The sequence below is a fragment of the Psychrobacter sp. VH5 genome, assembly GCF_050572635.1.
In the GTDB taxonomy this organism is placed as follows: domain Bacteria; phylum Pseudomonadota; class Gammaproteobacteria; order Pseudomonadales; family Moraxellaceae; genus Psychrobacter; species Psychrobacter celer.
The window spans coordinates 2274877-2288319 of sequence record NZ_CP192145.1 but is presented as its reverse complement, the minus strand read 5'-3'; the positions used below and the strand labels follow the sequence as shown (position 1 = coordinate 2288319).

Annotated in this window: 6 protein-coding genes; 3 read left to right on the top strand and 3 right to left on the bottom strand. The window is 48.9% G+C overall.

Going from position 1 to position 13443, the window contains the following annotated elements; genetic code table 11:
• Positions 1-7: 7 nt before the first annotated feature.
• Entirely contained in the window at positions 8-652 is a 645-nt protein-coding gene (coq7, locus tag ACNFVB_RS09570; protein ID WP_207968914.1) for a 2-polyprenyl-3-methyl-6-methoxy-1,4-benzoquinone monooxygenase, read from the bottom strand.
• A 115-nt stretch (positions 653-767) separates the two neighbouring features.
• Positions 768-2099, bottom strand: a complete 1332-nt coding sequence (locus ACNFVB_RS09565; RefSeq protein WP_430737332.1) for an MFS transporter — start codon at positions 2097-2099, stop codon at positions 768-770.
• A gap of 331 nt (positions 2100-2430) precedes the next feature.
• Between ACNFVB_RS09565 and ACNFVB_RS09560 the strand changes: the two genes are divergently transcribed.
• Positions 2431-6048: an autotransporter assembly complex protein TamA gene (locus ACNFVB_RS09560; RefSeq protein WP_430737331.1), complete on the top strand. Its 3618-nt coding sequence runs from the start codon at positions 2431-2433 to the stop codon at positions 6046-6048.
• Positions 6049-6115: 67 nt separating this feature from the next.
• A complete protein-coding gene (locus ACNFVB_RS09555) occupies positions 6116-11110 on the top strand; it encodes a translocation/assembly module TamB domain-containing protein (protein ID WP_430737330.1) in 4995 nt (1664 codons plus the stop codon).
• A 193-nt stretch (positions 11111-11303) separates the two neighbouring features.
• Here ACNFVB_RS09555 and hemP read toward each other — a convergent pair whose 3' ends face one another.
• A complete protein-coding gene (gene hemP, locus ACNFVB_RS09550) occupies positions 11304-11462 on the bottom strand; it encodes a hemin uptake protein HemP (protein WP_227672156.1) in 159 nt (52 codons plus the stop codon).
• A 323-nt stretch (positions 11463-11785) separates the two neighbouring features.
• On the opposite strand from hemP, the gene ACNFVB_RS09545 reads away from it, so the two are divergent.
• Complete coding sequence (locus tag ACNFVB_RS09545; RefSeq protein WP_430737329.1) at positions 11786-12937, top strand: NUDIX domain-containing protein; 1152 nt, start codon at positions 11786-11788, stop codon at positions 12935-12937.
• Positions 12938-13443 lie beyond the last annotated feature (506 nt).

The following is a 13443-nucleotide window of genomic DNA, read 5'->3' as shown; positions in this document are numbered from 1 at the left end:
ACAGCCTTTATAAGTGGTAAGCGGTGGCCTTCATACGGTTGGCCATCCAGCGCATCGTCTGGCGTACAGCGGGTGACAGCGCCGCACCCCCATTTGCGAGCGCCAGCTCACGGTGATGCAGCTCTTCGATATCCATTTGTGCCAATATCTCTTTTGAACGCTGGTCTTGCTCTGGTAGCTGGGTGATATGATCTTGTAAATGCTCGCTGACTTGCGCTTCTGTCTCAGCGACAAACCCCAAGCTAAACTCATTGGAGATAGCACCTGCCACCGCACCCAGACCAAAAGACATGCCGTACCACAGCGGCGTAAAAATACTGGCATGGCTACCAAGCTCGTCTAGCCGAGTCTCACACCATACCAGATGGTCGACTTCTTCTTCGGCAGACTGCTGCATGGCTTGTTTGACACCGTCGTCTTTTGCGCTAAAGGCTTGACCGTGATACAGGCCTTGCGCGCATACTTCGCCTGTGTGATTGATGCGCATCAGCCCTGCGACATGACGCGCCTCGGTGATGCTCAGCTCAGGAATCTCATCACTACTCACCGGTAAGGGGCGCGTGCTAGGATTTGAATGTGGGACGACAGCTCGTAACGCCTTATCGACCCCAACTAACAACTGGTCGACTTTGGACAAAGGACGCGGGGCCATAATTCACTCCTCATGACTTATAATCAAAAACAACAAACATTACTATAGTAAACAATCCAAAATATCAGCACCACTATTTATTATGCACGTGCCTACATATCGTCTGCGAAATGTATTATAAAACACTCGCATCATGAGTTTGGATGACCGCCGCTTTGATATGTTTATGCAGCTTGATATACAAAAACACGCCAAAGGCGATATTTAGCAGGCCTGTCACCAAAAACAACTGCGGTAGCGTCAAACCCAAGGTGTTTAAAATAACAATCGAAAAAATCGCTGAGGTGACCATAAATATCGCATTAAAGATATTGTTGGCACCCACGATACGAGCACGGTGGCTTTTTGGCGCATATGCCTGCATCGACGCATACAGTGGCACGATGTACAAGCCGCCACTAAAACCCAAAAAGAATAAGTCGGCAAAGACGCGCCACGTGCCACTCATCCCAACCAACTCACCAATACCCAGCAGTGTGCCATCAGCGACAGCCATATTTAGGCTAGATAAGGACCAATATAAATCGACAGCAAAAATACTCAAACCTGCGATACCAAACGGCAGTAGCCGCAAGCTGACTTGGTTTTTGGTCAGTGACTTACATAGCAGTGAACCGATCGATACGCCAACTGAAAACAGCGTTAATAAAAAAATCACCACCGACTCATCGCCGTGCAAGATGACCTTGCTAAACTCTGGCGTCTGCGTCAAAAACGTCGCGCCATAAAACCAAAACCAGCTGTTGCCAAGAATGACAAAAAACAAAAACGGCAAGGAATATAGATAGCGTACCGTACTCAAACTGGTGGTAAAGATATTCCAGTTGATTGTCAGCGCCGGCTGCATTGCAGGCATCAGCGGGATAAAGCGCGCGGCCAAATAGCCGAGCATAGCCACCAACAGCACCGTCGCACTGATCCAATAAAGCGATGCGGAGAGTTGCGTCAATACCCCAGCGACTATCATCCCCAGTAAAATCGCCAGTGAAGTGCCCATCTGAAACAAGCCATTAGCGCCGACCAGCTCATTTTCTTTCATCGCTTGTGGCAGATAAGCGTACTTGATCGGCCCAAAAAACGTCGAATGCGTGCCCATCAAAAACAGCGCCACAAACAGCAAACCATACCATTCAAAGACAAAACCCACGGCTGCCACCGCCATAATCACCAGCTCAAGTAATTTAATAAACTGCGTCAGCTTGGATTTTTCAAACTTATCAGCGATTTGGCCTGCCAATGCTGAAAATAAAAAATAGGGCAAAATAAACAGCATGGCGGCCAAGTTGTTTAAGATACTGACTTCCATACCCAGCTGGCTTGCCGCCGTATACGTCAGTACCAATATCAGCGCTTGCTTAAAAATATTGTCATTAAAGGCGCCCAAAAACTGCGTAAAAAACATGGCGCTAAAACGGCGATGCTTAAATAATTGAAACTGATTTGCCATGAAAATTCCTACCGATGGGTCGCGGTTGCTGAGTAAAAAACCGTCAAATAAAACAGTCGGATGATTTTGATTATTATTAATATCAATAACTTATAAAAATATAGCATAGGGTTTGTAGCTGTTAAGCCGTATAATAGCAAGGCTTTGCCAAAAATACATGCGTACAACGCTATGATTTCATAATTATCTAAGTTATGATTTGTAAATTTACATGGCTATATTGCCAAATATAGTGATAATTCAGACCACTGCGATAAGTTTATTCACCGGTAATGCTAAACAATGGCCATCGTTGTTGATACGGTACCGCGTGAGCTGATAGGAACCAATCATGAAGCACCAGCCATCAACTCTAACGCACAACGTATTGCTGACGCCGCAGCATACCTATACTCATAGCGTGAGTATTCATAGCGCGAGTGCCAGTACGGCTATCCGCTCTGATAACAGCGCTCGACCTCACGCCGTGTGCGCGCACTTTACACGCTCAGCATTATTTACCGCGCTGACGACCAGCTTGGTGGGTTTTGGGGTAGCGCCTACGGTATGGGCTGATGCGCCGCCTACGGTCATGGTTAAAGCTCCTGCCACTCAGTCTGCTAACAGTCGTGCAAGCGCTAGCTCAGCGCCGCGTGAGCCGTTAGAGGACGGCTCGCAAGTAGATGCTGCACTAGACGCGCTACGCCTAAAAAAAGCGGTGGAGCAAGGTATTGTCGATCAATCTGTGCTCGATGAGTATAGTGAGCAAAGTCTAGGTCTCAAAAAATCAACCGTTAAAAACTCAAACACTGAAACGTCAAATGCTGTAAATAGTAACTCTTCAATTAACGACCCCTCAAACCGATCGAATAACCAGACGAATAACACAAATGGCGCTGACCGTCATCAAAAAAATCAGGGAAGTATGATAGATGGTGTCGACAACGATGCGCTGAATAACAACTCAATTAACGACAATTCACCTAACGACAATGCTCTAAATAATGATGCGCTGGCTAGTGATATGTCTAATACAGGCGCGAACGACAATCTGTTGCAGCAGGCCGCTGAGGTACAGCAGCAGGGTTATCAGATGATGACGCCTGAGCAGATAGAGCGTGAGCTGGCAGCTATTAATCGTCAAAATAATGACATGCTAGAGAGTAATAGCACGGTGACTGGCAATAGCAATGTCAGCCCCCTTGACGGTGCTGGTCGCTATGACAGAGACTTTGACGCTCCGATTGCCAGTTTGGATGATACCACTCCGCCTGTGGGTTTGGATATGGCGCTGGATGCCACCAATTTGCCAACCCCAAGTAACTTGGAGACGCTGGGTAAAAATGAGAAAGATGAGCGCGCGGCAACACAAGCGCAGACAGACGAAGTGATGTCGCGTCCGATCGATGTTAGTGATTCGGTCAGCAGTGGCCGCACTAATGAAGCGATTGATAGCGAGATTGTGGCCAATACCAGCGCCGCTAATGGAGAAAGTGCCGCAGCACAAGACATCAATCCTGATGACTATTTGCCAGATTATCAAACCGATACGCAGGCGGTCAGCCAAAGTATCGAGCAAGCTGATGAAAAAAGACCGCTAGCCCGTAACAATGGCAATATCATCAAGCGCCTTTATAATCGCCTGTTTAATGGGGGGGTGAGGGCGTTGCCGCATGTCGACACCACTGTCTATCTACAGCAGGCAGCAGATACAGGCGATGGCAAACCAAAGCTCAAAAAAGCTGATGACGATACCCAACCGATAAAAAACATCAAAGCGGCGCTGGATGATACGACAGTTCAGTCGGTCGTTGACTTTACTGCAGCTTTGCCTCGCCTGCGTCAGACGGCATTAGATGCGGCAAAAGCAGTGGGGTATTATGATGTGACTTTGCGCTTGCGTCAGCCTAACAGCGATAGGATTGATGTCATCATCGAAAATCTGGGAGAGCCGGTGCGTGTGGACAGCCGCATCGTCGAGATTCGCGGCGAAGGCGGTGAGCAGCCGGAGTTTGCTGCGCTTGAACCGGACTTGCCACCACAAGAGGGCGATATCTTTAACCACCGCGTCTACAAAAACAGCAAAGCGGCTTTGGAGTCGTTGAGTAACACTTATGGTTATTTTGATGAGTATTGGCTAAACAAATCGGTTGATATCATCTTGCCAGACAACACCGCCGACGTCGCTTTGGTTTATAACACAGGCGATCGTTACGAGTTTGATGACGTGGTGTTTTTTACTTATGATGAAGCGACCAACACCCTGACACGAGACCCTGACAAGCTACCTGTTGAGATGTCATTGTTACAGCAGCTCATCGGCTTTGAGCCGGGCGACAAGTTTTATCGGCCAGCGGTGACCAAATTTAGTAACGATTTGTCGGCGACCCGTTATTTTAACACCGTCAACGTAGAGTCCATTTTGCCACCTGATGAGAGTAGTGAGGCGAGCACGTTGGCTTTTGACAATGCGCCTACTGCCAATGGCGATGAGGTGTTGGACAATGATGTCAATGACAATGATGTCAATAATGGTACGACCAACAATGCCGCTACGGCAGCCAGCACAGTCAGTAATGACGGGCGTATGAGTGCAGAAAACGGCGGTGTCGCAAGCGAAAGCTCGGCCAGTAATAGCGGTGCGACGGTCGACCCTGCCGATATCGCGGCCATCGAGTTTGAGGCAGACGAAGCCACGCTGGATAAACTACAAGTCATCAAACAAAAAGCTGAGCGTTTAAGCCGCTTGCCAAACGATCGCGTACTCGATGAAAAAGACCAAGAGGCGGATAGCATCTTGGGTAAAATCAGTGACTCCATCAGTAATGTGGCACAAAAGATATTTCCAGATGAAAAAAACTTACTGGCCGACGAAAACTTTGTACCGCCCACGCTGGCAGGACGTAAAACCCCGCAAGACGTAGCTGAAAGCAAAAAAGTACCGCTGTATGTTTTTGTGTCCTCCAACAAGCCGCGTGATGCGCAAGTCGGTCTAGGTTATGGGACAGACACAGGTGTCAGGGCCACTGCCAAAATAGATTATAATTTGCTCAATCGTCAAGGCTATCAAGCGGGGGCAGAGACTGAGGTTTCAAGAATCACGAAAAATGTCGCTGTCTATGGCAGTAGGCCTTGGAAACATCCGCTCAATGATAAGTTAGATGGACGTCTGACCTATGAAGAAGAGGTTATTGATCAAGGCGAAGGTAACTTTGATTTGTCCACCAAAACGCTAAAAGCGGCCATTGCCCGTAACATCCGCCGCGACAGTGGCTGGAACCGCAGCTACTCTATGCGTTATCGCTTAGATGAGCTAGAGACGGGCGTAGATGAGACAGAGCTTGATGACCTGCCCATTCGCTTTACGTCTTCTAAACCCAAACAGCGAGCATTACTGTTTGGCTATGGCATGAACAAAACCGACGTGGACAGTACGACCAACCCGACTCGCGGTATCCGCCAGTATTACTCGCTCGAAGCTGGGACTGACAAAGCGCTGAGCGACACCGACTTGGCCATCGTTCGCGCTGGTGTCAGTGGTATTTATAGCTTTGGTGACGATAAAAAACATCAGGTATTAGGCAGTCTCAATACAGGCTATATTTGGGCAGATGATTTTTATGATGTGCCTTATAAGCTGCGTTTTTTTGCAGGCGGCGACCAAAGCATTCGCGGCTACGATTATGAGAGTTTATCCCCGCTAGATAAGGGCTACTTGACAGGCGGGCAGGTGCTGGCAGTCGGTAGCGCTGAGTATAACTATGAGTTTAGACCAGGGTTTCGCGGCGCTTTCTTTACGGACGTGGGTAATGCCTACGACAAAGACTTTGAGACAGATACCAAGGTCGGCGTCGGTGTCGGTATCCGCTGGGCTTCCCCCGTCGGTGTGGTACGGGTGGATGTCGCCGCGGGTGTGACAGAGGAGAGTATTCCGGTTAGACTGCACTTCTTTATTGGTTCGCCCTTATAGCTTTATTGTCATTTTTCGTATTTATCGTGCCATTGCTGGTCATCATTTTTTAACGTAGTTGAGTGTCATGCTGACAAAAAACACCCCGCCCAATAACGCACCAGATGAAGACCCAGCACAGCGCGATGCTCGTGCTGTCAGGCGTTGGTATCCGCTGTCTTTTTTGCTCAAACTGCTGGTGCTCATCACCATCGTCTTGGCGATTATGTTGGTGGCGTTTTTTTATGCTGCAGGTACTGAGTCGGGCACGAAGTTTATTTTAGAAAAAGTCAGCGCTGAGACAGGCATTGATTTCAAATATGGCCGTGGCAATCTACGCGATGGTATTTGGGTCAGCGATATCGATATCAACGCGACTGACGACCTTGAGATTTTGGTCGATAAGGCGTATGTCAAAATAGGCTGGCGTGCGATGTTTGCCAAAGAAGTGCATTTGCGCGATGCAGACATTCATACCATCGAGATCATCAACAACCAGCCGCCAACGGGCGAGCCATTTGATTATAAAACCCTGCAACTACCAGTGAACCTGCGTTTTGATCAGGCCAAAATAAACAACATCATTTATAAACAAGTGACCAAAGAGCCTATCGTGGTGCATGATATCGCCGCCCGTGATTTGACGTGGGTTGGTACACAGGTCGCTTTGGGTCGCGGCGACTTGCAGTATGCTGATATCGTCAACGTCAGCGCATTGCAAGGTGAGATTGAGTTGCAGGGTGATTACCCGCTAGATTTGAGCGCTATCGTAGAGGTCAGCGCGCTAGAAAAAGCCTATATCGATCCGCTCAATGTCACGGCCACAGGTACGCTAAAACGCACCGTTGGTAAAGTGCGTAGCCGCTATAACGACAGCGACGTCAGCGGTAGTTTTGTCGCTCAGGGCTTAGATGACGGCTCGCCGTTTCAGGCAAAGCTGCAATGGGATGATATTTTGATTCCGTATGCTGAGAGCCAAAACATCCGCCTACAAAGCGGTACAGCGACAGCCACAGGGGTCATCTCCGAAATACGTCTGCGCATCAATACCGAGCTGACTGCCAAAGATATCCCATCAGGACATTATCAAGGCCGCGGTATCATTGCCAATAGTCAGCTGCGCGTCGATAGCTTATATGCTCAAGTACCCGCGGGTAATCTTGTATTACAAGGCATCTTGGACTGGCAAGACAGCTTTGATGCCAAAGTGCGCGCCACTGGCAGTAACTTTGATATTCGCCGTGCCATTCCAGATGACTACGCCGACTTTAAAGCATATGCACCGCAAAAACTAAATGGCAGACTGTCAGTCCATTATCAGCAGCAAGACAGTAATGGTAATCTACAGATAGATGCTGATTTGCGCCAGCGTGATGGCGAGCACGTCAACGCCAATATCGCGCGTGGTAAAGTATCGGCCAAATCCACACAAGCCGCGCCTTGGTATATCGATGCCAATTGGCAAAACCTCATCCGCCGTGATGTACCAAGCATCGGCAATATCGACAGCCCACGTGGGCAAGCAGACGTCATCATTCGCGGCTCGCGTCTGTCGGTCGATGCCAATGCCACCATCAATGAGCTAAACGCTGCCCCTAAAGGCAATTATGATGTACGCGTGCGTAAAGCTGGCGACGTCATTGATATCAATCGCCTCAACTACAATGGTGTGGTGGGCGACTTGTCTGGCACCGGCCAGATCCAATTGGCGCGCAAAAACCGTCCGCTGACATGGCAGATAGATGCACGTACCAATGGCTTGCTACCAAAAGCGTATCGTAGCGACTTGCCGCTAGAGCGCCTGACTGGCAGTATCAGCGCGCGCGGTCGTTTGCTCAATATCAATAAGGGCGGCGCGCGCGGCCAGCGTCATATCGTCACCCTAAACAATACTGACTTACAAGCAGCGCTCGATACCACACAAGACGGCCGTCGTATTGGGCTGACAGGCACAGGCGATGCCAGTGTCGATATCGTCGGAGGTGAGCTGTCGGTGTTTGACGCTCGTTTTGCTGGTCAGGTCGATACCGCTGATGTACCAAAAGGTCGCCTCTCAATTGACGCAGCGGGCACGCCAAAACTCATCAGTATTCGAAACGTAACCTATAACGGTGAAGCAGGGGCGGTCAATGCCAAGGGTGTCATCGACCTGCGCAACCATATCGGCTGGACAGTAGATGGTCGTTTTGACAAGTTTAATGTGGGGTATTTTTTACCCAATAATCCAGCGATTATCACAGGCGACTTGACCACCAGCGGTGCGTGGCAAACGGCTGCCAAAAACAACCCCAACGCCTCAGGAAAGCTGCAGCGTTTTGCCATAAACTTCGATGGCGTGTTAGACGCCGAGCAGCTGCCAGCGGGTCAGCTGACGATAGATGCCAACGGCGATGCTCAGTTGATTCGTATCAAGCGTCTGCGTCATATAGGCGCTGCAGGTAGCATCGATGCGACAGGTACGGTTGATGTACGTCAAGGCATCGCGTGGGATATCAAGGCGGTCATGGATCGTTTTAATATCGGATACTTCCTAAAAGATACGCCAAGCCTCATCACTGGTACGATCGATACGGATGGCCGCTGGGGTGACAATCAGCAAACCGTCAATATCAGACAGGTAGATCTAAGTGGTCGATTAAAAGGCCAGCCGCTTAGTGCCAAAGGCAGCTTGACGGCGAAAATGCGGTTGCCAAAAGATCTAGCAAGCTACTTTAAGCGCTTACAAACACAGGATGCGCAAGCGCAATATAAACAAGTCAATGCGCTAATCGATAGCTTAAATGCCGATAATTTGGTGCTACGCTGGGGCGACAACTACGTCACTGCTGATGGCAACGCCCAGCAGCTACAAACCAAAATCAATATCACAAGCCTTGATCAGCTATCAGACAAACTTGCGGGTAAAGTCACAGGCGGCGCAACCTTATCGCAGCCAGCAGGACAGGCACTGCCCACCATTTATATCGATTTGGTCGGTGAGCGCATCGCGCTGCCAGGATTTATCCTGCGTCAAGGCCGCGTGCGCGGCAAGCTTGTCAATTTAGCAAACAGTCCAAGCCAGCTTATCGTGACGGCAGAAGGTCTGGATGCAGCAGAGCAAAGCTTTGAAAGTGTCAAAGCATCCTTTAATGGTACCGAGCAGGCCCATGTGGTCGATCTGGATGTGGTTAATGAGCAGCTCGATATTGGTGCCAGACTCAAAGGCGGCTTTAATCGTGACAAGCTTGTCTGGTCAGGGGTCATCGGTAAAGGGCGTATAAAGTCTAAATACGCTACCCTAAACCAGCTGCAGCCTGCTCAACTGATTGTCAACTTGCCTCATGAGCAAGACGGCAGTCGCAACGACTTTAAAGTACAGCTGGCCGCACACTGCTGGCAAGCGTCTGACCAAAGTGGCAAGCTGTGCCTACGCGACAACTTAATTGCCTCACCAGACAAAGGCGAAGTCAATATTGCCTTACAAAACCTTGATACCACGCTATTTTCAGTGTTTTTGCCCAAAGATATTGAATGGCATGGCAAGATAAATGGTAAGGCCATCGTCGGCTGGCAGCGTGGTCGTCCACCGACCATCAATACTACGCTATACTCGGACAATGGCAAAATCGGCTTGATTCAAGATGGTGATAGTGCGTCGGTGACATTACCGTACAAACGCGTGTCCCTGATTGCGTTGTCGGTGCCTGAAGGTATCAAGCTACGCACAGATATCAATACAGGGCGCGGCGCCCGTGGCTATGCTGAGGTGATTGTAGACCCCTATAAGACACCCAAGCCAATCTCTGGCGCGCTGGTACTCAATGAGCTGAATTTAGCGATATTTAAGCCGTTTTTCCCAGGCATGCGAGTATTGGAGGGCAATGTCACGATGGCAGGTGGTCTAGGCGGTACATTGGATAAACCGCAGTTTTATGGTGATGTCAAACTGGCAGATGGCCGTATTGCCATGCTTGATTTGCCCGTCAATCTGACCAATGTCAATACTGAGGCCAAAATCCGCGGCACACAGGCGACCATCGATGGTACCTTTAATAGTGGTTCGGGCACAGGTACTTTGACAGGCACGGTGAATTGGCAGCAAAACCTGCAAGCCAAGCTTAGTGTCGTCGGTGAGCGCTTGGTCATCACCCAGCCGCCTTTGCTCGTCGCTGAGCTCAACCCTGACATCGATATCATCGTGCGCCCAGGCGATCGTTATGTCGATATCAAAGGGGCGGTGAGCGTGCCGTCAGCGACCATCCGTCCGCCAGAGGCCAGCGAAGATATCATCACTCAGACAGAAGATGCTGTCGTTCTTGACCGCCGCTTGATTGGCAATATCGATGAGGTATTAGCAGTCTCCAAGCCTTGGTCGATCAATGCCGATATCGGTGTCGACTTGGGTGACGATATTAACTTCCGCGGCTTTGGCGCGGTCATTCCTTTGGCTGGGGCGATTAACATCAATCAAAATGGCACTGGTATCATGCGCGCAAAAGGGGTAGTGCAGGTGTCACGTCGCACCAATATCAACGCTTTTGGTCAAAGTCTGGAGCTAAACTATGGGCAAGTACGCTTTAATGGCGATGTGATGAAGCCCAACCTTAGTATCGAGGCGGTCAAAACCATCAGTGGTAAGACGGTGGGCTTACGGGTTAAGGGTAATACAGAAAACCCAAATATCATCGTCTTTAATAATGCAGGACTCACCCAGCAGCAAGCGATGAATGCTCTAGTCACCGGTAGAATCAATAACAAGAGCGCCACCCAAATCAGTGAGCAAGGCTTTAAGTCGCAGGTCACCAACAACTTGGCGGCGGCTGGCTTGAGCTTTGGGCTTAGCGGCACGCGCAGCTTGACCAACCAGATAGGTCAGGTGTTTGGTTTGCAAAGTCTGACCGTAGATGCCTCAGGCAGTAGTGAAGACACCAACGTCAATGTCACAGGTTATGTGACACCGGATCTGTATATTCGCTATGGCGTGGGGGTGTTTAATGCCCAGAATAGCTTGTCTATTCGTTATCAGCTGACACGGCGCATCTACGTCGAGGCTACCTCAGCTGCAGAAAACGCAGTGGATGTGGTGTATAGTTGGCAGTTCTAAAAGGGATATGGTTAGTTGAACATGAAACAGTTATAGGTTGAGAGTCGCGACTGGTATACATTTTCCTTATTTGGCTGCAATCTATCTCACTGCTATCCCTATTTTTAAAACAGGGGCACGCTGCAATAAAAAACGCCTTTGATACAAGGCGTTTTTTATTATCGGGGATGTCTGATAACAGGCAGATATCAATTTATTTGGTCAAAATCAAACGGTTATTACGAGTTAGGCGCAGGCGATACTCTTCGCCCTCATGTTCGATACGGACTTCTTTGGTTAAGGCAAATAGGTGCTGCGACTGCAAAGTAGGCAGACGATTTTCGCGACAGTTTAAGTAACGAGAGATGACCATGCTCATAATAAATTCCTTTTGATAAAGTTATAAAACAATAAGTGGCAATAGAACTACTACCTTTAACGATAATAATTATCATTTAGATTTAATAATTTTGCAAGCCAATTGATAAAATAAAATGCAGTTATTATGTAAACTTATATAAATCCCTTGCTATCAACCACTTTTTTGTGCTCGCCGAATATCGAAAGCCAGCCGTTTGCTAAAATCAGCGCACCGCTAAAGACAGTCAGAGCGCAGTTGGTATTTCGTCATCAATATCATCCATCACTACTATCATTACTATTTCCAAGTAGCTATTAATGCCCTCAAGGACCCTCATGACCCGCATAAACCATCCTTCGCTCATTACCAACACTGCCCACATGCCTGCCAGCACCAAAGCCAATGCTAGCGCCAACGTTGTCAATGTCGCCGTGGCGGTCATTTATTATAAAAACTGCTATCTCCTTGGGTTTCGTCATGCCGCGCAGCATCAGGGCAATCTTTATGAGTTTGTCGGTGGCAAGATCGAAGCACAGGAGGGTGCCGAGCGGGCGTTAATACGAGAAGTCGCCGAAGAGACAGGCATCAACGTCGATAATAACTTAATAGTCAAGCTTGGCCGTATCCATCACGACTATGGTGACAAGCAGGTCAGCTTGCAGGTATATCAAGTTGAGCTGACAGCAGAGCAATACGAGCAGCATAAACTGGCTGAGTATGGTCTAGAGGGTCAGGCGCTCAAGTGGGTGGATAAGCGAGCGTTACTGGCAGGTGAGTACCCATTGCCAGCGGCCAATCGTACGATTTTACAGTGGCTGCAGCTGCCACCTGCCATCGCCATCACTTATCCCTTAGCGCATTTTGGCGGCCACACCGATCCAGCGGCAGCATGGCTGGCCTACCACCAGCAGCACCTTTTGCCCAGTGCGTGGGTGTATGTACGGCTCAAAGACGCAAGTGTGTCACGCGCTGACCGCACAATTGCCCAGCTCATGCAGAGGCGACCAGATATTCAGGCTATTTTGCCATTGACTAATGATGGCTCTAGTAGCGCTGAGATCAGGGAGGCGCCCACCTCTCAGGCGCTAATGGCACACCAGCCCATCAGCGCATACCATCTGACTCACACGGAGCTGCTGCGCTGGCAACATAGCCAATATGGTCAGACGGCCGCTGCCGACTCAATACCCGCAGGGCAACCACTTATCGTCAGCTGTCATGATGCCGAGAGCATCGCCGCCGCCAATCAGCTGGCACGCATGCGCATCCAGCAGCAACTGCCGCCCGTCATCGGTATTTTTGTATCGCCCATCCTGTCTACCCAAACCCATCCCGATACTGCGCCACTTGGTTGGCAGGCATGGTCTGCACTGACCAAACTGGCTGACATGCCCGTCATTGGTTTGGGTGGATTATCGCCGTCAATGATCGATAAGGCCAAGCAATACGGCGGCGTCAGTGTGGCGGGTATTCGTCAGTTTTTATAGGCCTAAAACCGCGAAAACACAACAAATATTAAGTCGGCTAAGCCACTGATTTTTTAGCGTATTTATCTGTTTGGTAAACATGTATTTATATTGCATCATAAACACATATTTACTTACAAACCGTTGCGTTTCCCTACATTGCGACACTGTTTTTGTGGGGTGGCTGGTCTTAATATATACCGTCTAACAAAGTCAATTAAATACCGATTAAAACGCCCCTAAGCAGCTAACTATTTATCGCTTATCCAAACGATACCTTATTATAAAAACAGTATGGCAGACACAGCATTTAGTAAATAGCGTTTAGTAAAAAAGCGCGCTGATACTTACTGATATTCTTATGTGTTTATACCAGTCCCACGTTGACATATAGTGTATCTGCTTTATTTAGAATCGACGATAGCGCCACTATAGGCTTAGGTTAAGACGTAAGACCACGACTACACCCATTAGGTGTTATCTACAATGTATAAAATTGACAGTGTATCAAGCATATTTAACAGACA